Origin of the sequence: Delftia sp. DS1230, from assembly GCF_040112715.1 — a bacterium.
Taxonomy (GTDB): domain Bacteria; phylum Pseudomonadota; class Gammaproteobacteria; order Burkholderiales; family Burkholderiaceae_C; genus Comamonas; species Comamonas tsuruhatensis.
In genome coordinates this window covers 3658819-3679427 of the sequence record NZ_CP157763.1, presented here as the reverse complement: position 1 = coordinate 3679427, position 20609 = coordinate 3658819, and the positions used below count along the sequence as shown (strand labels likewise).

Here is a 20609-nt window from a genome sequence, read left to right as displayed (position 1 = left end):
TTCAGCCCTCCATCACCGCATGCCGCAGGTGCTGCGGCTGTTGTGCCAGCAGCGCGTCGAGCCCGGCAAAGCCGGATGTGCCCTCCATCGGCCCCTTGCTGGAGACTGCCAGCGCGCCGGCCGCATTGGCGTAGCGCAGCGATTGCAGCGCGGTCTTGCCCAGGCGCCGGCAGGCGATGAAGGTGGCGCCGAAGCAGTCGCCCGCGCCCGTGGGGTCGGCCACGTCCACGGCAAGGGCGTCGAGGTCGATGCGCTCGTCGGCACTGAAGTAGCTGCAGCCGTCGGCGCCGCGCTTGACCACGATTTCGCGCACGCCGCGCGCGAAGATCTCGGCGATGGCGCCGGCCTCGTCGGCCGAGCGGGCCAGCTGGGTGACCTCGTGGCCGCTGGGCAGGAAGATGTCGGTGAACTCCAGGATGTAGGCCAGGGCCTCGCGCATTTCGGGGATGCGCAGCATCTCCTTGCGCACGTTCGGGTCGAAGGACACGGTGCCGCCCTGGGCCTTGACGATCTCGATGGCCTTCTTCATGGCATCGATGATGCGAAACGAGAACAGCGACGAGCCCATGACGTGGAAATGCGCGCAGTCCTTGAGCACGGCCTGGTTGACCTGCTCGGGCTGCAGCTGGGCCGAGGCGCTGTTGGTGATGTTGAAAATGAAGTCGCGCTCGCCGTCGTCGCGGTAGGTGACGAAGGCGCTGCCCGTGACGGCGTTCTGGCACACGGCGATGGCGCTGGTGTCCACGCCGTCGCGGCGCAGCCGGTCGATGTTGAGCCAGCCAAAATCGTCGTCGCCCACGCAGCCGATGATGGCGGCCGGGTGGCCCAGCCGGGCCACCTGGTCGATGAAGATGGCGGGCGCCCCGCTGGCGTAGGGCCCGGCCAGCGGCCCCGGCGCGCGAAAGCTCTGGCCTTTTCGCTCGGCCATGATTTCGACGAGGATCTCGCCCATGGTCATGATGGATTGCATGCTCTCCCTCCCTTTGGAATCAAACCCCGTGCGCCGTTCGCTGCACCGCCGGCCCATGCGTCAGCGCCTGCGCCTGCTGTGCACATCGATGCACACGGCCACCAGAATCACGCTGCCCTTGACGATGAGCTGATAGAAGTAGGGCACGCTCATCAGGTTCATGCCGTTGTTGATGACGCCGATCATCAGCGCCCCTATCAAGGTGCCCGCAACGCTGCCGTGGCCTCCGGCCAGGCGCGTGCCGCCCAGCACGGCGGCGGCAATGGCGTCCAGCTCCCAGCCCATGGCCGCGTTGGGCTGGGCCGAGTACAGGCGGGAGGTGAGCAGCAGGCCGCCCACGGCCGCCATCAACCCCGACAGCATGAAGATGGCGATCTTCAGCCGCCCCACCCGTATGCCCGCATAGGTGGCCGCCTCGGCATTGCCGCCTGCCAGATAGGTCTTGCGGCCGAAGACGGTACGGGCCAGCACGAAGTGGTTGGCGGCCAGCAGCGCGGCCAGTATCCAGATGGGCACGGGCATGCCCAGCAGCTCGCCATTGCCGATCCACAAAAAGGCTTCGCTGTCCACCGGCTGCGGCATGCCGCCCGAGACGATATAGGCCAGCCCCCGGAAGATACCCATGGTCGCCACCGTCACGATGAAGGACGGCAGATGCAGCAGCGCCGACAGCGAGCCGTTGACCGCGCCCAGCAGCAGGCCGCACAGCAGCACGGCGGGCAGCACCAGGGCAGGCGCCAGGCCCTGGCCCAGCATCAGGCCGGCCGCGCTGCCGGCCAGGGCGACCACCGATCCCACCGAGAGATCGATCTCGCCCAGCAGCAGCACATAGGTCATGCCGAAGGCCACGATGGCGATGATGGACACCTGCAGCAGCACGTTGAGCAGGTTGCCGGCCGTGAGAAAGGCGGGCGACAGCAGGGAAAACAGCGCCACCAGGCCGGCCAGGCCCATGAGCGTGCCGGCATGGCGCCGCAGCGGCTTGCAGGCATGCCGCCAGCCATGCCTGCCGTCATACCGCCGGTCGCCGGGAAGGCGTTCTTCGGGCGCGCCCGTGGCGGGGAGGCCCAGGTCGGAATGGTTCATGGCAGTCCTGCTCCGGTGGCGTGCGCCATCACGGTCTCCTGGCGCAGATGAAGGGTGTCCAGGCTCTGGACCAGGCGCTTGTTGCGCATGACCAGCAGCCGGTCGCTCAGGGCCAGTGCCTCGGGCAGTTCCGACGACACCAGGATGACGGCGGTGCCGGCCGCTGCCAGCTCGCGGATCAGGGCGTAGATCTCGAACTTCGCGCCCACGTCGATGCCGCGCGTGGGCTCGTCCAGCACCAGCAGCCGGGGCCGCATGGCCAGCCATTTGGCGAACACGATCTTTTGCTGGTTGCCGCCCGACAGCTGGCGCACGGGCTGGTGCAGGCCGGCAACGCGTATCTTCAGCCGCTGCACGCAGGCGCGGGCCAGCGATTGCTCGGCGGCCTCGTCGGTGAGCAGTGCGCCGCCGCGCCCGCTGTGCACCTGCACCATGCAGATGTTGTGCTGCACGGACTGGTCCAGCACCAGGCCTTGTTCCTTGCGGTTCTCGGTCACGAAGGCCATGCCCTGGCCGATGGCGTCGGCCGGCGAGCGCAGGCGCAGCGGCCGGCCGTGCAGGAGGATGCTGCCCGTGCAGCGGTGCATGCCGAACAGCGCATCCATGACATCGGACCGGCCCGAGCCCACCAGCCCGAAGAAGCCCACGATCTCGCCCGCGTGGACCTCGAAGTCGATGCATTCGAAGCGCCCGGCCAGGCCCAGCCCGCGGACCTGTAGCAGGGCGCGCGTGCTGCGGTCAGGGGCGGGGCCGCGCGGCGGATAGATGTCCTGCATCTGGCGTCCGACCATGAGCGCGATCAGCGCCCCGATGTCGGTCTCGTCCCGCGCCAGGGTGCAGATGGAGCTGCCATCGCGCATGACGGTGATCTCGTCGGAGATGCGCATGATCTCGTCCATGCGGTGCGAGACATAGATGATGGCGCGCCCCTCGGCCTTGAGGCGGGCGATGAGGGTGAAGAGAATCTGCGCCTCGCTGTCGCTGAGCGAGGACGTGGGCTCGTCCATGATGACGATGCGCGCGGGCTGGCACAGCGCCTTGGCGATCTCCACCAGCTGGCGCCGGGCCAGGGACAGGTCGGCCACCTGCGCGTCGGGGTCCAGGTCCATGCCCAGTCGGGCCAGCAGCGCGGCGGCGTCGCGGCGCAGTGCGCGGCGGTCCACGCAGCCGGCCCGCTGCGGGAGGCGCGCGGCAAACAGGTTGTCCGCCACGCTGAGGTTGGGCGCCAGGCTCAGCTCCTGGTGAACGATGGCGATGCCGTGGCGCTGCGCATCGCCGGGGCTGCCGAGCCGGGCCTGGGCGCCGGCCACCAGCAGCTGTCCGCCATCGGGCCGGTGTACGCCGGCCAGGATCTTGAGCAGGGTGGATTTGCCGGCCCCGTTCTCGCCCAGCAGCGTGTGCACCGTGCCTGCGCGCAGGCGGAAGGAAACGCCTTTGAGCGCCTGCACGGCGCCGAAGGATTTGGCCAGCGCCCGGGCTTCGAGCATGGGGGGCGGCGCAACGGCGGCGAGCATGGCACGGCCTGGGTGGCTGTGTGCAGTGGGGCCTGGCATGGCGGGCTCCGCAGGTCCATTTACCTGGCGGCAGCCGTGTACACGCCGGGCAGCACGGGGTGGAGTTTTTCCACCGGCTTGCCCGACAGCAATTGCGCGGCAAGGGCCACGGATTGCAGTCCCAGCTGGTCGGGGTACTGGCGGATCACGCCCACGAAGGCCGGTTCGCGGTCCACGGCTGCGCGGGCCTCGGCCATGCCGTCAAAGCCCACGATCTTCACCTGCTCCAGCTTTCTGGCGGCCTTGACGCTGGCCAGCGCGGCCAGGGCCGCATCGTCGCCAAAACCGAAGATGCCTGCCAGGTCGGGGTGGGCCTGCAGCATGTTCTGCGATGCGGACAGGGCCTCGGCGCGTGTGATGCCGGGTTGTACCGAGACGATCTTCATGCCGGGGAAGGCCGCGATGGCCGACTTGAAGCCCTCCACGCGATCGACCACGGACTGTATGGACGGGTAGTGCAGCACCCCGATCTGGCCCTTGCCACCCGTGGCGCGGGCCATGAGCTGGCCGGCGAGCACGCCGCCGGCGCGGTTGTCGGTGGCTACGTGCGAGGCCACTTCCACCCCGCTGGCCGCAATGTCCACGGTGATCACGGGTATGCGGGCGGCAGCGGCCTTGAGCACGGCGGCCTTGACGCCGCGTGAATCCACGGGCGACAGGATGATGGCATCGACCTTCTTGCTGACGAAGTCCTCCACATCGGAGATCTGCTTGCCCAGGTCCTGGTTGGCAATGCTCAGGTCCAGCTTCAGCCCCTGCCGCGCGGCTTCCTGCTGCATGGCCTGGGCCAGCTCCAGGTAGAACGGGTGCTGCTGCGTGAGCAGGGACACGCCGAGGGTGCGCGCGGGGCCGGGGCCCGGCTGTGCAAGCGCCGGGCTGGCCGGCAGGCCGAATGTGAATGCGCCGGCCAGCATGCGCCGGAGAAACGTGTTGCGGTCCATGGCGGTCTCCCTCCCTCTGTCGTTGTGGAAAAACTCAGCTTCTGGCGAACTCGATGCGGCCCTCGGCCTTGTGGGTGGCCTGCAGCCGGTGGCGTTCTAGCAGATCGAAGGCGCCGGGCTCCATGTCCTGGTGCGCGCACAGGCCGTCGAGTTGAGCGATGTCACAGACCGGGTGTCCGCCCGAGGTGCTGTCCAGATCCAGTGCCAGCGCCACGGCCTTGGCGCTGTGCTCCACGGCTGCCGCGTACAGCCGCGCGGCGCCCGGGTCGCGGCACAGCAGGCGGTTGCGCTCGTCGATGCCGCAGATCTCGAAAAGGCAGATGTCCAGCGGCCGGCCACGCAGGCCCGTTTCAGCGCCGGGGCCGATGAGGCAGGGCTCGTCGCCGGCCAGCGAGCCGCCCGTGACGTGGATGGCGCAATCGAGAAACTGCCGTGCCGTCGCCACCATGGACAGGTCGTGCAGCGTCAGCGCAATGCCCTGGCGGCTGGCCAGCAGCGGCAGCACGCGGTGGGTGATGCGGCCACCGCCAAGAAAGACGGACGCATCGTCTTCAATCCAGCCCAGGGCGCCCTGGGCCACCTGGGCCTGTGCCGGGCCTTGTGCGGCGGCGTGGGCGCCAGGCAGCTCGGCCGCCGTCTTGAGCAGGGCCGGGTTGTAGCGCGCTTTGCCGAAGGCGCGCACCACATAGCCCTGCTGCTCCAGGTAGTGCAGGTCGTTGCGGATGGTGACGGTGGAGACGCCGAAGAGCACGCTCAGCGCCTCGACCCGCACCTCGTCGGTCTTGCGCGCCAGCTCCACGATCTGCAGCCTGCGCTTGAGTGAACTGTTGCCTTGTTCCTGCATGGATTCTTTCGATTCGAAAGTTTTCTATTTCGTATCGAAAGTTTCCCTGCACGCAAAAGCTGCGTCAAGCGCACCCAGGGTATTCACCAGGGATTGCCTGGCCTGGAAGGTTTACCGGCTGGCCGCGCTCAGGGGCACGACCACGGGCCGCTGCAGCTGTGACGTCCAGGCCCGGTAGGTGCGGTGGGCCAGGGCGTGCAGCACGGGAATGCGCAGGTCCAGGTGGCGCAGGATCTCGCTCTCGGTCTGCGCCGCGGGGCCGCGTGCGCGCAGCAGCTCGTCATGGCCTTCGGCGCACCAGGCAGCCACGCTGGCGGCGGTCACTTCCATGTGGCCCTGGAATGCCCAGTGCCGGCCGTGGCGAAAGCCCTTGTTCAGGCAGTGGCTGCCGTACATGGTGCGCACGGCGCCGCGCGGGATCTCGAAGGTGTCGTAGTGCCAATGGAAGATCGTGGCCTCGCGCGGCAGGTCCATGAGCTGCTGGGCGGCGGCCGTCACCCAGATGCGGCTCCAGCCAATGTTGGGGCAGGGGTTGCGCCAGACCCTGGCGCCCATGGCGCGCGCCAGCATCTGCGCGCCGAAGCAGTGGCCGAGCACGGGAACGTCATGCCGCAGCGCGTCGGCCAGCAGGGACTGTTCATCCTCCATCCAGGGCAAGCCCTCGTTGACGCAATGGTTGCTGCCCAGCACCACGATGCCGCTGTAGTCGGCGGCATGCACAGGGGCTCTTCCATCGAGGGCGGGCTGCAACATTCGGTAGGGAATGCACTGCTGCTCCAGGTGTTCACGCAGAACGCCGGGGCCCTGGGTGGATTCGTGCTGGAGGATGGCGACAGGTCTCATGGCGGCGCGGCTTCATCGGGAAGCCATTTGTTGTGAGGCCTTGACTCTAGGGACGGCTGCCTCAAGGGCGGATTGTGTTTGCGCACAACGCCATCAAGGCCGCATCAAGGCCGCCCCATGCCTTGCGCAGGCCCAATGCAAAAAGGCGCCACGGCCGTGGCGCCTTTGATGGTGGCAACTACGTCAATCGTGGTGCCGCCCGGAGCACTGCGGGCCCGGCTGCCTGCCACGGCGGCGCAGTCCCAGCGCCGCCGCGCCCAGCAGGAGCAGGGAGGCCCAGGCCCCGCCCACGGGGATGGCTGCGACGGAGTCGCTGCCTGGGGCATCGCCCGCGCCAGGCGTGGTCTTGATGGTGGTCGCAGTGCTTGAGTCGACATCGCCCGTCGCCTGGGTTTGGGTGACCGTGATGGTCACCGATCCCTTGGGCAGGCCGCTCACGTCCGTGGCAGGAGTGGTCCAGTGGCCATTGCCATCGCAGGGCACGGTCACCACTACGGCCTTGGGTGCCGTGCCGATGGTCACCGTCACGCTGCCACCGCCGGCCGTGCAGGTGCCAGAGAGGATGTAGCCGCCCTGGTTGCCCGCGTCTATCGGGGGAGGATTCACTACCGTGACCGAGGGCGTGGTGGGCGGCGTGGTATCGACCTTGGTGACCGTGGCATCGGCCGTGCCCGAATTGCCGGCGGCATTGGTCTGAGCCACATGGATGCCCACCGTGCCCGCAGGAAGTGCGCTCACGTCGGTGGCGGGGGTGGTCCAATCGCCATTGCTGTCGCAGGGCGCAGTGGCCACCACCGCGTCGGGCGCCGTGCCTATGGTCACCGTGACGTTGCCTGCGCCGACTGTACAGGTGCCAGAGAGGATGTAGGCGCCCTGGTTGCCGGCATTGATCTGGGGCGCGGTGCCCACTGTGACCACAGGCAGCGTGGTGTCTGCCTTGGTGACGGAGACATTGGCGGTCCCTGTATTGCCAGCCGCATCGGTCTGGCTGGCCTGGATGGGCACCGTGCCCGCAGGCAGCCCGCCCAGGTCGGTGGCGGCAGTGGTCCATTGGCCGTTGCTGCCGCACGCTGCGATGGCTTCCACGGAGTTGGGCGCCGTGCCGATGCTCACCCTGACATCGCCATCGCCGGCCGTGCAGGTGCCCGAGACGGTGTAGCCGTGCTCATTGCCGGCATTGATCGCGGCTGCGTTGACTACCGCGACCACGGGTGCCGTCGTGTCCGTGGCTGCGGCTGTGGTCTTGGTGGTGATGACACTTCGCGTGCCGGTGTTGCCGGCCGCATCGGTCTGGATGGCCGTGATGTCCACCGGACCCTGGGGCAGGCTGGCCACATTGGCAGCCGGTGCCGTCCAGGCTCCGGCTGCATTGCAGGCCGTCGTCATGGCCACGAACTTTGGGGCCGTGCCGATGGTCACCTTCACATTGCCATCGCCCGCGGTGCAACTGCCTGCGACGATGTAGGCGTCCTGGTTGCCTGCATTGATCACCGGGGACGTGGTGATGTCTACCGCAGGTGGCGTGGTATCCCCTTCCACTGCGGTGCAGTCGGCAAGCGAGGCTTGCGAATGGCCGAAGACGAGGTTGACGTCGGCGAAGGTGGGTATTTTTGCGCCAATGCGCAGGGCATTGACTTCCATTCCCCCATCCACGGGAGTTTGCTCATTGAAAACGATTTCCAGGATTCCGGCATTCAGTCCGGTATTGGGGGATGGATTCAGTGGAATTGAGATGGGGACGCCGAGCACGGAGATGCCCAGATTCTCGATGGTCGCGGCCCCGGTGGGCTGGACGGCGCCATTGACGCAGGTTGCCTGCACTTGGGACTGCAGCACATCGGCCTTGATGGCCACGACGCCAGCGATTGACAGGTTGACGTCGCTGATGCCTGCGGTTGTTTCAACGCGGTTTTGCGCCAGCGAGCTCCCGGTGCTTGCCGAAAGCACCCCCGCCTTCAATGAAATCAAGCTGTCGGTGGCGGTCCCGATGTCTGCAGCAAGCATTTTCCCGGAGACATTGAACGCCGGCGGCGCACTTTGCAGTCCGGTATCTACCAGCGGGATATCCAGCCCGAGGTCTACCAATGAAACGCCGGCCTTCGCTTCCAGCGCATAGCCGCGACCTTGCCCTGCCGAGGCGGCCCATGCGGTGCCACCCGTCCCCAAAACGATTGTGCAGCTGGCTGCCATTGCCGCCGTAAAGCCGGCCAATTTCCGTCGATTCCCCGTGCCATGCTTTTGCATTCCATCGCCCTTTCATGAGTTCCTGAATTGAATGACCATCAAGCCGATGAATGGCTTGCCTGTTTTCAAAATCGGAATCTAAAGGGTTGATTGGGTTCTGTATCGATTTTTTTGATGGGAATCGGATTTTCAGAGTCGTCTTAGGATTATTGAATAAATGGGATTTATCCTAGGAATGGGTTATTTGAGATCGGATGTTTCTGATTGATTATGAAAATACCGTTTTTCAAGAGCTTCTGAGAAGTGTCCTGACCTGGCTTTCAAGGCGGTTGGCATGCCCCCCGCTGTTTGTCCTGCGCAGCAATTCGCCTGTGGCCTTGCGGCAGGGTTGGACAGGTGCGGCCCAGCACGCCGGGGGCGCAGCCGGGGTGCGTTACGGCTTGGGTGATTGCCTGCCCAGGCGCAGCTCGCTGACCAGCACTCCGCCCACGATCAGCACTGCCCCCAGGATGGCCAGCCCCGGCAGCCGGTCGCCGGCCATGCGTCCCACGATGCCGGCCCAGACCGGCTCGCTGGCATAGATCACGGTCGCACGCGTGGGCGACAGGGACTTTTGGGCCCAGTTCATGGTCAGCTGGATCAGGATGCTGGCGCAGGCCATGGCCACGGCGGCCGTCAGCCAGATCCACGAGAAATCCGGCACCGACTCGCCAGCCACGGGCATGGCCAGCAGCGCCATGGTGCCGGCCGCCAGCAACTGCACCGTGGTCACGCGCCGCGCATCGACCTTGCCCGCGAAATGCCCGATCAGGAGCACCTCGGCCGCAATCGCCAGCGTGCTCAGCATGGTCGCCATCTCGCCCACGTTCAACTCCATTCCCCCGGACTCGGGCCCCGCCACCAGCACCAGGCCCGTGAAGGCCAGGCCGATGCCTATCCAGCTCATCAATCGCGGCGGCTTGCCCATCACCAGCCATTGCAGCAGGGGCACGATGGGCACATACAAGGCGGTCAGAAACGCCGACTTGCTGCTGCTGATGGTCTGCAGGCCGAAGGTCTGCAGACCATAGCCCAGAAAGATGCTGGCGCCGATGGCCGTGCCTGCGACCAGCTCGGTGCGCGTGAGCCCGGCCATGACCTTGCGGAACACCAGCAGCCCGATCAGACCCGCCGTGACGAAGCGCAGGCCCACAAAGAACAGCGGCCCGCTGTGCTGCATGGCCAGATGGACCACGAGAAAAGTGCCGCCCCAGACCATGGTGACGGCGATCAGGGCCAGCTCCTGCCGGCTGAGCAGCGGCGTGCGCGAACTGTGAGAAGATGACGTGTGCAACATATTGCGCAGATCATATGAGAAATATATTGCACAGCGCTGGCGAGCGCTCCGATGTCCTGGCTTTCGTCAGCGAAAACCTGCGCCGCCTTCGCCAGCGTGCAGGACTGAGCCAGGCGGCCCTGGCCGAGGCCGCAGGCCTGAGCCGGCGCATGGTCGTGCAGCTGGAAGGCGGCGACACCAATATCAGCCTGTCCAGCCTGGATCGGCTGGCCGATGCGCTGGGCGCCAGCTTCATAGAAATCGTCAGCGACCCGGCCGCGCAGCGCCTGCGCATGGACGCCATGGCCTGGCGCGGCACCCGGCCCGAAAGCCAAGCCATGCTGCTGGGCAGCGTGCCCGCCACGCGCGAGGCTCAGCTGTGGTCCTGGTCCCTGGGCCCCGGCGAACGCTACCAGGCCGAACCCGACCCGGAAGGCTGGCACGAGATGATCGTCGTGGTCGAAGGCCGCCTGCTGGTAGACCTGAGCGAAGGCCCCATGACCATCGAGGCCGGCGACTACGCCATCTACGGCAGCGCCCAGGACTACGCCTACGTGAACCTGCACGAAGGCGTGACGCGGTTCATTCGGAATGTGATTTCCTGAGGGCGCTGCAGCGGTCTGTGCCGTGCTTTGAGCAAGGTACCGTCGTCAGTGAAATGCGGTGGCCTGCGGTGCCACTTCAGACTGGCCGTTGAAGAAATACACAAGATCGGATGCAGTCATGACGCGGCCGTAGTAGGGGTTGGACTGCGTGCCTTCCAGTGACCTGCCCGAGCGACGTGCAATGGCTGTCGCAACGCTCATGTCCAGATCATCACCGTCCAGGCCGAGCTCTTCCTCAAGCCGGTCGGATCCGCGGACAGGAAAGCTCTTTTGGTAGCTGAGCAGTTCTTCCTGAAGCTGTTCATACACAGCGCGGATTACCAAAGGATCTGTGCTGCGCAAATCGAAGGAACGGGCGAAGCCGCAGATCGACTCGCCGTTGCGGGTGGCGGCAAGCGCCTGCAATCTGGTTTTCTCGCGGTTGTTCGACCATGCTCCGCAACTGACCAATGCAGTGACTGTGAGAGCTGTGGCAGCCGGATGAGCCACGGAAAGAGTGCCTAGGGCGCACGCCAAGATTGCAATGAGGCTCCAGAAAGCCAAGCGCTGCAAAACGCCGGGCACGGTGCCCGGTACCGTGCGGGCGGGCGAGGGAAGCTGTCGGCGAGAAGATCTGCGCATGGAGAGAATGCAGCCCGTGAACGGATGCAGGAAGAAAACGATTCTTCGTGGCGATCATAGATGCTCAGCGGCTGGGCGCAAGGAGGCATGGATTGCCACAGGCGATGGCCCCAGCCCATGCACCCTTGCGGCCGTCCCTCTGAACAACGCCTTGTCTCCCATACACCGGCTATGGAATGCTGCCGGCCTTGCAGGTGCGCCGTCCTTGCAATTTCGCTCTTTGCTCTGTATTCCTGGGGTTGATACCTAATGTCTAAGCATGTATAGACAACTAAAGTCATCCCATACCAAGGAGATGCAAATGAGGCGAGGCAGACTTTTCCGGGGCTGGTACATCGTGGGCGCCGTCCATGTGCTGCTGGCGCTGATCTTTGGCGCGGCCTATTCGTTCGGGGCGTTTTTTGCCAGCATTCAGACCCAGTTTGGCGCCAGCAGTTTTTCCACGGCCTCCATCTTTTCCCTGACTGCCCTGATCTACTACGGCGTGGGCGTGTTCTCGGGGGCCTGGAGCGACAGGACCTCGGTACGCACCGTCACCTCGGCCGGCATCGTGCTGCTGGCGCTGGGCTTTGTGGCCAGCAGCCTGCTGTCCTCATCGCTGGTGCTGTTCCTGGGCGCCTTCTGCATTCTGGTCGGCCTGGGCGTGGGCCTGGTGTATGTGCCCGCCGTCTCCACCATTGCGCGCTGGTTCGTGCTGTGGCGCAGTTCTGCCTCCGGCATCGCGCTGGCGGGCACCGGGCTGGGCACGCTGCTCGGCCCCGTGGTGGCGGGCGCACTCATGGAGCACCCGTCCTGGCAACTGACAATGCAGGTATATGCCGCAGCCATCGCACTGACTGGCCTGGCGGCGGCGGTCCTGCGCGGCCGGCCTGAGGAGCTGGGGCTGCATCCCGACGGCGTGCCGCCTTCGGGTGACCCTGCCGCCGGGCAGTCCGCCCAGGGCATGGACCTGGCCCAGGCGGCGCGGCAGGCCCGTTTCTGGTGGTATTTCGCGGCCATCTTTCTGGGCTCCATCGGCCTGTTCCTGGCGCTGATCCACATCAACCCGCTGGCACGCCAGCAGGGGTTGTCTGTCGCTCAGGCCAATGGGCTGATCGGGCTGATCGGCGTGGGCAATGTGCTGGGGCGCCTTGCGCTGGGCCGGCTGGGCGACAGGATGGGGGCGCTGCGTTTTCTGCTGGTGCTCACCGTGTCCCTGGCAGTGCTGTGCGGGCTGTGGGCCATGGCGCGAGGCTTCGTGGCACTGTCCGGTTTCGCGCTGGTGTTCGGCGCGGCCAACGGCGGCTGCATCGCGCTGTATCCGGCTGTCGCCGCGACCTGGTTCGGCACGCGGAACCTGGGTGCCATCCTGGGGGCGCTCTATGTGGCGGTCGGCATTGCTGCCGTGGCTGGGGGCAGCCTGGCAGGCTGGCTGTTCGATGTCTGGGGTGGCTATACGCCATCCATCCTGCTGGCGGGTGGCAGTGCCGCGCTGTCGGCTCTTGCGGTGTGGCGTGCCGAATGCGCCGGGCGTGATGGCAGGGGCTGACAGGCAGGCCCGCGAACCAGATGGCTGCGGGCCCGGGTATGGAAAAGCCGATGCCCTGGGGGCGTGCCTGAGAAGTATTGAGAGGGAGGGAGGAGAAAGACCTCAGGCTCGGCGGAAAGCGGATGCCGTCAGTATGCCCATCAAAGCTCGAAAAAAGCTCTATGGCGAGCGGCTAGCACGGATGGCCGCAGCGTGATCGATTTTGAGGACGCAGTGGGCCTGGCCACGCTATGTCGAAGGCTGCCGGTCACGCCAATCTTGCGCCTGTGAGAAGCTTCTCTGTGTGATGTCGATGTGGGCTGGTGCGTGGAAAGGCGATTGCCTCCAGATCAAGACATCTTCGTTGTCGCAGGGGCGCTGCGGCGTAAATCGCAGATCATCGGGTAAAGAGCTATCGGGAGCAGGAAGTAGGTCAATAGATATCTGTATTCCCCGGCGCTGGAGAAGAGAAAAATCGCGAACAACTGCAGAATTAGAGAAGCATAGATAACCAGATGGTCGGCCTTCAAGCGTTTCCATGCCATTATGGTGGCAACAGCCAGCATGGCCATGCCGAAAAAAGGTGACCAGAGAATAAACCTGTATTTCCATGAAATGGAATTGAGAAAGGTGATCCATTTGCTAAGAAATGGAGGGGGCGACAGCTCTGAATAATAATCCTGGAAATTCTTCAGAACATAGCTCTTTGTCTCTGCCGTGGGAAAGTGGCCATCAGCCAAGGCGGAAACCATAAAGACATTGACCCGGCTTGACAGGAATGCGGGAATATTGTGCCAGAGATTGTATCTGGAAAACTCCTTGATCAGGATCTCCTTGTCCTCTGGGAGTATTGTAAGAACGTTCGGTGAGTTCGGTTGGTGTACAAGAGAATCCCAGTAGTCTCGATCGTACCAATCGTTGAATTTCTGAATGCCACCGTATTTTTCAAGTACTTCGACGGTGGTCTTGGAGACATTGTATGCAGGCAGGCCGAAGGCCACGGAAAACGGGCGTGGTTGAACAAAGTTGGCTGTCTCGAAAATAACCAATGGATAAGTGGCCTCTTGTGGCTTTCCTGCTTGATGCAGAGTCAGGAACGTGGATGTCAGAGTCCAGAAAATGCCGATTGTGGCGATAATGATGCGGCCGAATCGATCTGTTTTGAATAAAAGATATATAAAAGGTATCAATAATACTATCCCATTCGACCTCGCGAAGATGGCGAAAGGCATGCATAGAAAAATAACGAAAGCGGAGAAGGATGTGACTTTAGAACGCCTCAGGCATATCCATATTTCGAAGATAAATCCAATTCCGCAAATGGCAAATGGTCCGTCCGGGTAGAGCATCCCGGAAAAGTTCAGGATGTGAGGTGTTGCAACAAAGAAAGCAAAAAATATGGCAGATCGCAGTATTCCGTGGTTATTGTAAATGTAGTGGATTATTCTGGAGAAAACGAATGCAGAAACCATCATCTGCAGTGTTGTGATCGTGCCAATACTGCTGTTCAGTGCCAGTGCCAGCTTGATAAAGCCTATCCATATCGCTGTTTTTCCAACCGATATATTTCCTGTTTTATCTGTTGCCTCCATCAAGGCGGCCATGCTGTCATTGCCCAGATTTCCTGGCCAATTGCCATATATCCAGATCCCATAGATAAGAGATATCAATGAGAATATCGTAAGGAAACCTTTGTATTCTCTATGGGTGGTTGTTTTTTCTCTCAAGATAGTGCAAGGTTATCGAGTGATGCTCACGGCATCTTACACCCGCTCTGCATCTGTGGATCTCTATGCACCTGATTTCCGTATTTTCATCAGCATCGACTTTGATGTTCGGGTAATCCATCAGATCCAAGTGCTCTTTCTGTGGTTGACGCAAAGCAATTGGCCGTGTCAATGGTCTTGAACAGTCCATGCGAATTGCTTCACTGTTGGAGACGAACAAGCCCAATCCCGGCCGGTTGGTCTTGGTTCAAGACGTATCGTCGAAAGTCTGTGGGCCTTGTGCCAATACGCCGTGGTCGTGTTCTCGGCAGTAAGGCTTGCCTGCAGTGCAGTGCAACCGGCTGATCGGCATGGGCAATGTCATTGGGATCCTGCTGCTGGGCCGAGTGGGCGACAGGATGGGGCGCTGCGCTTTCTGATGGTGCTTTCCGTGTGCCTGGCCTGGCCTTGCTGTGCGGGCTGTGGGCCCTGACACGGGCTTCATCGCCCTGGCCAGTTCGGCACTGCCAACGGCAGCTGCATCGCGCTGTATCCCTGCATGGCCGCGACCTGGTTCGGCACGCGGAACCTGAGGGCCATCCTGGGGGTGCTCTATGTGGCGGTCGGCATTGCTGTACCGACTGTGGCCGGTGGGCACAGGAGTAGGCCCGCGAGCCGGGTGATTGCGGGCCTGGGTATGGAAAAGCCGATGCCCTGGGGGCGTGCCTGAGAAGTATTGAGAGGGAGGGAGGAGAAAGACCTCAGGCTCGGCGGAAAGCGGATGCCGTCAGTATGCCCATCAAAGCTTAAGAAAAAGCTTTATGGCGGCGCTGTTTTCGGGAATCGCCGCCTTGCTGCAGCCTCTGCGCTGAGGGGGCTCGGGCTCTGGACGGCAGGCCCTGGCTCTTGCGAGCCAGGGCCTGCCGTGCTCCCGGGCGGCCCGCGTGTCAGCGCCGGGCCGTGAACACCTTCCTGCTGCGCAGGGCCAGGCCTCCCAACAGCCCGGACAGCATTGCGAGCGCCCATCCACCCAGCGAGGGAATGGCCTGCGCGCCTCCGGGTGCCACGGCAGCCACCACGGGAACGAACGGATCGCTGACGGAGCCCGTGGCCGGGTTGGTATCGCCCAGACCGTTGTCGGTGATGGTGTAGCTGACCGTGGTGCGGGCAGCGTTCAGGACCACGTTCAGCGAGGTGGCTGCATTTGTGGGGTCGAACCAGCCTCCTGCTCCGTCGGGCTTGCGGAACTGCACGTCCACGGGCAGCGGGCTGGGGTAGACCAGGGTCATCGTCACGGCGCCCGTGCACTGCTCGGCCGTGAAGGCGAATTGGCCGTTGGGCGCCTGCAGGCCTGGCGGTGTGGACGCTGCAGGGCCGAAGCCGCCGGTGGCCTGCAGCGTGCAGGTGGCACCGCCGCCGGACAGCGTCGCTGTTGGCGTGCCGGACATGCCGGGCACGCTGCCTGGTGCGCCCACCAGCTCCAGCTTGCGCGGCGTGGCTTGTACCGCTGCGGAGTCCGCGCTGGTCTGTGCGCCGTTGGTGGCCTTGACGATGAAGTTGTAGACAAATCCATTTGTCAGACCCGTCACGACGATGGGCGATGCCGTGCCCGTCTGCGTTGTCACGGCGGGTGCACCGGGTGCCGCCACTGGCGTGGCGGTCACGGTGTAGCCGGAGATGGGTGCACCGCCGCTGCCCACGGAGGCCGTGAAGTTCACCGTGGCCTGGGCGTCTGCGGCAGTGACGGTGCCGATGGCGGGGATATCAGGCGCGATGGCGTTCACGGCAAAGCTCTGCGTGACCTGGGGTGCGGCGCTGATGGCGGCATCGCCGGCCTGGTCGGCTGCAATGGTGCAGGTGCCCGCGCTCACGAAGGTCAGCGCGCCTGTCGGAGTGACGGTGCATACGCCGGTGGTGGATGACGTGAAGGCCACCGGATAGCTGGCGCCCGCGCTGGAGGTTGCCGTCAGTGTCGGCGTGGTGCCGAAGTTCTGTGCACCGGGGTTGGCAAAGCTGATGGTTTGCGTGGCCTTGGGCGTTACCTGGTTGGATGTGGCCGAGGGCGTTCCGGTACCTGCGGAGTTGGCGCCGGTCACTGTGAAGGTATAGGCCGTGCCGTTGGTCAGGCCGGGCACGGTGATCGGGCTGCTGCCCGTCGCCGTGATGCCTCCCGGGTTGGACGTGGCGGTGTAGGTGACGGCTGCACCCCCCGTGAAGGCGGGCGCGGTAAAGCTCACCGTGGCCTGGGCATTGCCGGCCGTGGCCGTGCCGATGGTGGGCGCACCGGGGGCGACGGCGTTCACGGCAAAGCTCTGCGTGACCTGGGGTGCGGCGCCGATGGCGGCATCGCCGGCCTGGTCGGCTGCAATGGTGCAGGTGCCCGCGCTCACGAAGGTCAGCGCGCCTGTCGGAGTGACGGTGCATACGCCGGTGGTGGATGACGTGAAGGCCACCGGATAGCTGGCGCCCGCGCTGGAGGTTGCCGTCAGTGTCGGCGTGGTGCCGAAGTTCTGTGCACCGGGGTTGGCAAAGCTGATGGTTTGCGTGGCCTTGGGCGTTACCTGGTTGGATGTGGCCGAGGGCGTGCCGGTACCTGCGGAGTTGGCGCCGGTCACTGTGAAGGTATAGGCCGTGCCGTTGGTCAGGCCGGGCACGGTGATCGGGCTGCTGCCCGTCGCCATGATGCCCCCCGGGTTGGATGTGGCGGTGTAGGTGACGGCTGCACCCCCCGTGAAGGCGGGCGCGGTAAAGCTCACCGTGGCCTGGGCATTGCCGGCCGTGGCCGTGCCGATGGTGGGCGTACCGGGGGCGACGGCGTTCACGACAAAGCTCTGCGCGACCTGGGGTGCGGCGCCGATGGCGGCATCGCCGGCCTGGTCGGCTGCAACGGTGCAGGTGCCTGCGGTCACGAAGGTCAGTGCGCCTGTCGGAGTGACGGTACACACGCCCATGGTGGACGAGGCGAAGGTCACCGGATAGCTGGCCCCTGCGCTGGAGCTGGCCGCCAGTGTCGGCGTGGTGCCGAAGTTCTGGGCGCCGGGATTGGCGAAGGTAATGGTCTGCGTGCCCTTGGGGATGACGGTATTGGTCGTGGCTGCTGCGCTGGTCAGGCCGGCGCCGTTGGTGGCCGTGACGTTGAAGCTGTAGCTGATGCCATTGGTCAGGCCGGGCACGGTGATGGTGCAGGCTGTCGGCCCCGTGCAGTATCCGGTCTGGCCTCCGCCCCCGCTGGCCACTGCGTTATAGGTGGAGATGGCCGAACCGCCGTTGCTGGCCGGGGCAGCGAATGTGATGGAGGCCTGGGCATTGCCGGCCGTGGCCGTGGCACCCGTGGGAGCACCGGGGGCCACCGGAACGGCGACCGTGTGAGTCCCGCCGCTGTTGAAGGACGCAGGCGGCCCGTTGCCCACGCTGTCGGCGATGTTGGTGCTGCCGTTCAGGTTGATCTTGATGGTGCCGGTGCCCGTGATGCCCGAAACGTTGACGTTGACGGAGCTGCCCGTGCTGGCCGAGACACTGGATATGGTGCCTGAAGCCGTGCCCGTACCGATCAGGGTGAAGTCGTCGGTGGAGATGTTGGTGACTGGCTTATTGAAGGTTGCCGTGAACGCCACGCTGGCATCGCCCGGGGCTGGCGAGCCGCTGACGGCGATGCTGCTGACGGTGGGGATCAGGGTGTCCACGGTGGCGTTGGCGGTGCTTGCCGTGGTGGTGATGTTGCCGGCGTTATCCGCGGCGCTGATGCTCGCATTGAGGTTGTTTCCTGCAACGCCAGCCTGGAGCGGGTGGGTGGCTGTCCAGATCCCGGCGGCGTTGGTGGCCGGTATGGCCACCGGGCCGTTGAAGGCGGACAGGTTGATGGACACTGCACTGATGGTGTCAGTGTTGTTGTCGCCCGCAGCAGTGTTGTTCCACTGGGCGGTCACGGTGTCACCGGCCTTGAAGGCGCCGCCCACGCCGGACGCTCCCGACAGGGCGATGTTGCCAGGGGTGACGACAGGAGCAATGGTGTCTACCGTGGCATTGTTCGTGCCTGCCGTTGTTGCGGGACCATTGCTGTTGCTTGCCGTGACGGATACGTTGCGATTCGTGGCATCGATGGCGCCAGCCGACAGCAAATGGGTCGCTGTCCAGATGCCTGCAGAATTGAGAGCCGCCACCGAAGCGCCGCCACCGAACTGGGACAAATCGAAGTTGACGCCTGTGATCGGTGTGGCGTTGTAGTCTCCGCTGGCAGTGTTGTTCCAGCGTGCCGTGACGGTGTCACCTATCTTGAACGCTCCGCCTGTTCCCGTGGCTCCTGTCAGGCTTATGTGGTCAATGGAGATGCGTGGCGAGTTCTGCGCCCCTGCGATCGTGAAGCCGCGGAATTCGAAGTCGGCGAACTTGTTTGCCGGGCAGGCGCCACCGTCCCCGCCGCAATCCACATAGAGCTTGAAGCCTTTGAGTTTCTTGCCACTGAAATCGGCAAGCTGGGTTGCCGTGAAGGTGAACGCTTCTCCTGGCGTGGCGCTGCCGTTGATGGTGCTGGACGTGACCGTGCCACCGGATGCCAGCATCCCCACGATACGCACGTTGGTGAACTGGCTGACGGCACCATATTCACCGGCTGACAGGCCCGTCAGCTCGAACTTTGTGGTGTTGATATCGTCCGCTCTGAGATAGAAGTAGGTGCCGGTCGCAGTCCCTCCGTTCTGGATGTAGGCGGCGAAGGGCGCAGCTGAATATATTTGCAGTCCCAGTTGTGTATGTGTGCTGTCCCAGGCGGAGACGCGAAAATCCGTCTGGACTAGATCGAGGCTGTTGACGCTGAAGCTGGAGAAAGACTTTGGTCCGTCACTGGCCAGCAGCACGCCCGAGAAATCAGCCAGAGCCTTGTCCGAAAACGCCAGCTGCGTATCGACGTGGCCGCGCCGCACCTCCAGCTGCCAATCTCCACCCTGGGCCAGGTTGCCTGTGGCATTGCTGGACGCCGCCACGTCCAGCTGCGTTGCATGCTGCACGATGTCCAGCAGTTGCTCGCCTTCGGGCGTGGCTGCGAGATCGCAGCCGTAGAACAGCAGGTCACCGCCGGGACGCACGGCATTGCGCAGTGCGGCCAGCGATTCGATCTCGCCCTTGACGCTTTCGGCCGTGATGCGGCTGCTGCCCAGCAGCAGCACGCCGGCCTCGGCATGCGAGACCACGTGGATGGCTGACAGATTTTTGAACGAAGCCAGGGCCTGGACCAACTGGGGCAGGCCGGGGCGCGAGGCATCGATCTCCACCATCTGCACGCCGGGCTTGAGCGCACGCTGCAGCACGGCCCGGTCCTGCACGGCAGAGTCCACGATCACCAGTTCGCTGACGGGCGACGCCACGACGATCTCCAGCTCTCCCGGGGGGCGAGGCCGCAGGTCGCGCGCCGGCGCGGCACTGCGGGACAGGGGCAGGGCGGTCTGCTCGCCATAGTCCTGGGGCGATCTCAGGTACGAGCGCAGGTACGAGCCCGCTGCCGGGCCTGCGGAACCCAGCAGGCCCAGCGGAAGCAGTGCGGCGGAGAAGCCGCCAAGGAATGTGGTGCCTATCATGGTGTTCCTCTCTGTGTTTCGGTGTCCGTCGCGGACGCTCTCTTGCTGGCGATGATGTGGGCCGAGGTGCCGGTGGTGTCCTGCCAGAAGTCCATGGCCTGGTACCTGGCAAACAGGTCGGGCGGCAGGATGCTGCGGCGCGGCTTGAAGGCCACCTTCCGGCGCACGTCGTGCAGGCCCTTGACGCCCAGTTGCAGGTCGAACTCGCTTTCGGAGTACTCGACGGCATTGAAGTCGTGGGCGAAGGCCTCTTCGCCGAGAAATTGGTAGATGAGTTCCACCGTGCGCCGGGGGTGCTGGGTGAGCAGGTCGTAGTCCACGATCAGCAGGCGCTCGGAAAACTCGCCGTAGTAGGCTTCCTTGAGCGCGGTCCATGCGCTGCCCACGGCACCGGCCACATGGATGAGCGACTCGCAGCGGCTGTACACCGTCTGGCGCGAGGCCGCGTTGAACATGCGGCTGTAGTCGAAGGGGTTCCTGCGGTAGATGGTCTCGAAGCTGTCCATGACCCATGCCGGATTGCGCACGCAGCACACCATCCTGAAGTCGGGCACCAGTTCCACGAGCTGGTGCATGCGTGCCGTCCACTGGCGGTTGGTGTCGAAGAGGACGGGCTGCTGCTGGCCGGCATAGTAGGCATCGACGATGGCCCGGCAGATGGCCTTGCGCCGGGCCTCGTCGAAGAAGGCGTGGGATTCGCTGCCGGCGCCCATCTGCTCGAGGGCGCCGTTGACCAGCCCCGCCACGGGACTGCTCATCGCGGCGTGAAAGCGCGGGTTCTGCCGCAGGATGCCCGCGAGCAGCGTGGAGCCCGAGCGCGGCAGGCCAGAGATGAAATGCAGTGTGCGTGGCATGGGCTGCGGC

Annotated in this window: 14 protein-coding genes; 2 read left to right on the top strand and 12 right to left on the bottom strand. The window is 64.6% G+C overall.

The window, feature by feature from the left end; all coding sequences use genetic code 11:
• Position 1: 1 nt before the first annotated feature.
• From AAN986_RS16520 to AAN986_RS16485, 8 genes are all read right to left on the bottom strand, one after another.
• Complete coding sequence (locus AAN986_RS16520; RefSeq protein ID WP_047217324.1) at positions 2 to 970, bottom strand: sugar kinase; 969 nt, start codon at positions 968 to 970, stop codon at positions 2 to 4.
• 60 nt (positions 971 to 1030) lie between these two features.
• Positions 1031 to 2056, bottom strand: coding sequence for an ABC transporter permease (locus tag AAN986_RS16515; RefSeq protein WP_047217325.1), 1026 nt, complete (start codon positions 2054 to 2056; stop codon positions 1031 to 1033).
• Positions 2053 to 3570, bottom strand: a complete 1518-nt coding sequence (locus AAN986_RS16510) for a sugar ABC transporter ATP-binding protein (protein ID WP_164474681.1) — start codon at positions 3568 to 3570, stop codon at positions 2053 to 2055. Before AAN986_RS16510 ends, AAN986_RS16515 begins: the two co-directional genes overlap by 4 nt.
• Before the next feature lie 59 nt (positions 3571 to 3629).
• Positions 3630 to 4550 (bottom strand): substrate-binding domain-containing protein, encoded by a 921-nt coding sequence (locus AAN986_RS16505; protein ID WP_047217327.1) that lies wholly within the window; start codon positions 4548 to 4550, stop codon positions 3630 to 3632.
• Positions 4551 to 4584: 34 nt separating this feature from the next.
• Complete coding sequence (locus tag AAN986_RS16500) at positions 4585 to 5394, bottom strand: DeoR family transcriptional regulator (RefSeq protein ID WP_046985480.1); 810 nt, start codon at positions 5392 to 5394, stop codon at positions 4585 to 4587.
• A 111-nt stretch (positions 5395 to 5505) separates the two neighbouring features.
• A complete protein-coding gene (locus AAN986_RS16495; RefSeq protein ID WP_016448076.1) occupies positions 5506 to 6237 on the bottom strand; it encodes a type 1 glutamine amidotransferase in 732 nt (243 codons plus the stop codon).
• 183 nt (positions 6238 to 6420) lie between these two features.
• Positions 6421 to 7878, bottom strand: coding sequence for a hypothetical protein (locus AAN986_RS16490; protein WP_227469599.1), 1458 nt, complete (start codon positions 7876 to 7878; stop codon positions 6421 to 6423).
• Positions 7879 to 8854: 976 nt separating this feature from the next.
• Complete coding sequence (locus AAN986_RS16485; RefSeq protein WP_016448074.1) at positions 8855 to 9757, bottom strand: DMT family transporter; 903 nt, start codon at positions 9755 to 9757, stop codon at positions 8855 to 8857.
• A gap of 14 nt (positions 9758 to 9771) precedes the next feature.
• Between AAN986_RS16485 and AAN986_RS16480 the strand changes: the two genes are divergently transcribed.
• Positions 9772 to 10341 carry an XRE family transcriptional regulator gene (locus AAN986_RS16480; RefSeq protein WP_026062195.1) on the top strand — a complete coding sequence of 190 codons (570 nt, stop codon included), beginning with the start codon at positions 9772 to 9774 and terminating at the stop codon, positions 10339 to 10341.
• Between the two features lie 45 nt (positions 10342 to 10386).
• On the opposite strand, the gene AAN986_RS16475 is transcribed toward AAN986_RS16480, so the two are convergent.
• Complete coding sequence (locus AAN986_RS16475; RefSeq protein ID WP_016448072.1) at positions 10387 to 10962, bottom strand: hypothetical protein; 576 nt, start codon at positions 10960 to 10962, stop codon at positions 10387 to 10389.
• A gap of 301 nt (positions 10963 to 11263) precedes the next feature.
• On the opposite strand from AAN986_RS16475, the gene AAN986_RS16470 reads away from it, so the two are divergent.
• Entirely contained in the window at positions 11264 to 12490 is a 1227-nt protein-coding gene (locus tag AAN986_RS16470) for an MFS transporter (protein ID WP_047217328.1), read from the top strand.
• Between the two features lie 329 nt (positions 12491 to 12819).
• On the opposite strand, the gene AAN986_RS16465 is transcribed toward AAN986_RS16470, so the two are convergent.
• The 3 genes from AAN986_RS16465 to AAN986_RS16455 all read right to left on the bottom strand — a co-directional run bounded on the left by AAN986_RS16465 (position 12820) and on the right by AAN986_RS16455 (position 20599).
• Entirely contained in the window at positions 12820 to 14073 is a 1254-nt protein-coding gene (locus AAN986_RS16465) for a hypothetical protein (protein ID WP_047219954.1), read from the bottom strand.
• 1049 nt (positions 14074 to 15122) lie between these two features.
• On the bottom strand, positions 15123 to 19745 hold the full coding sequence (locus AAN986_RS16460; RefSeq protein WP_244386167.1) for a DUF4347 domain-containing protein: 4623 nt from the start codon (positions 19743 to 19745) through the stop codon (positions 15123 to 15125).
• On the bottom strand, positions 19742 to 20599 hold the full coding sequence (locus AAN986_RS16455; RefSeq protein ID WP_034364027.1) for a sulfotransferase: 858 nt from the start codon (positions 20597 to 20599) through the stop codon (positions 19742 to 19744). Before AAN986_RS16455 ends, AAN986_RS16460 begins: the two co-directional genes overlap by 4 nt.
• Positions 20600 to 20609 lie beyond the last annotated feature (10 nt).

Coding starts and splice junctions, on each gene's coding strand:
- AAN986_RS16465 (WP_047219954.1), bottom strand. CDS start 14,073: ATGGCCGCCTTGATGGAGGCAACAGATAAAACAGGAAATATATCGGTT.
- AAN986_RS16515 (WP_047217325.1), bottom strand. CDS start 2,056: ATGAACCATTCCGACCTGGGCCTCCCCGCCACGGGCGCGCCCGAAGAA.
- AAN986_RS16505 (WP_047217327.1), bottom strand. CDS start 4,550: ATGGACCGCAACACGTTTCTCCGGCGCATGCTGGCCGGCGCATTCACA.
- AAN986_RS16485 (WP_016448074.1), bottom strand. CDS start 9,757: ATGTTGCACACGTCATCTTCTCACAGTTCGCGCACGCCGCTGCTCAGC.
- AAN986_RS16500 (WP_046985480.1), bottom strand. CDS start 5,394: ATGCAGGAACAAGGCAACAGTTCACTCAAGCGCAGGCTGCAGATCGTG.
- AAN986_RS16470 (WP_047217328.1), top strand. CDS start 11,264: ATGAGGCGAGGCAGACTTTTCCGGGGCTGGTACATCGTGGGCGCCGTC.
- AAN986_RS16510 (WP_164474681.1), bottom strand. CDS start 3,570: ATGCTCGCCGCCGTTGCGCCGCCCCCCATGCTCGAAGCCCGGGCGCTG.
- AAN986_RS16460 (WP_244386167.1), bottom strand. CDS start 19,745: ATGATAGGCACCACATTCCTTGGCGGCTTCTCCGCCGCACTGCTTCCG.
- AAN986_RS16495 (WP_016448076.1), bottom strand. CDS start 6,237: ATGAGACCTGTCGCCATCCTCCAGCACGAATCCACCCAGGGCCCCGGC.
- AAN986_RS16520 (WP_047217324.1), bottom strand. CDS start 970: ATGCAATCCATCATGACCATGGGCGAGATCCTCGTCGAAATCATGGCC.
- AAN986_RS16455 (WP_034364027.1), bottom strand. CDS start 20,599: ATGCCACGCACACTGCATTTCATCTCTGGCCTGCCGCGCTCGGGCTCC.
- AAN986_RS16475 (WP_016448072.1), bottom strand. CDS start 10,962: ATGCGCAGATCTTCTCGCCGACAGCTTCCCTCGCCCGCCCGCACGGTA.
- AAN986_RS16480 (WP_026062195.1), top strand. CDS start 9,772: ATGAGAAATATATTGCACAGCGCTGGCGAGCGCTCCGATGTCCTGGCT.
- AAN986_RS16490 (WP_227469599.1), bottom strand. CDS start 7,878: ATGGAAGTCAATGCCCTGCGCATTGGCGCAAAAATACCCACCTTCGCC.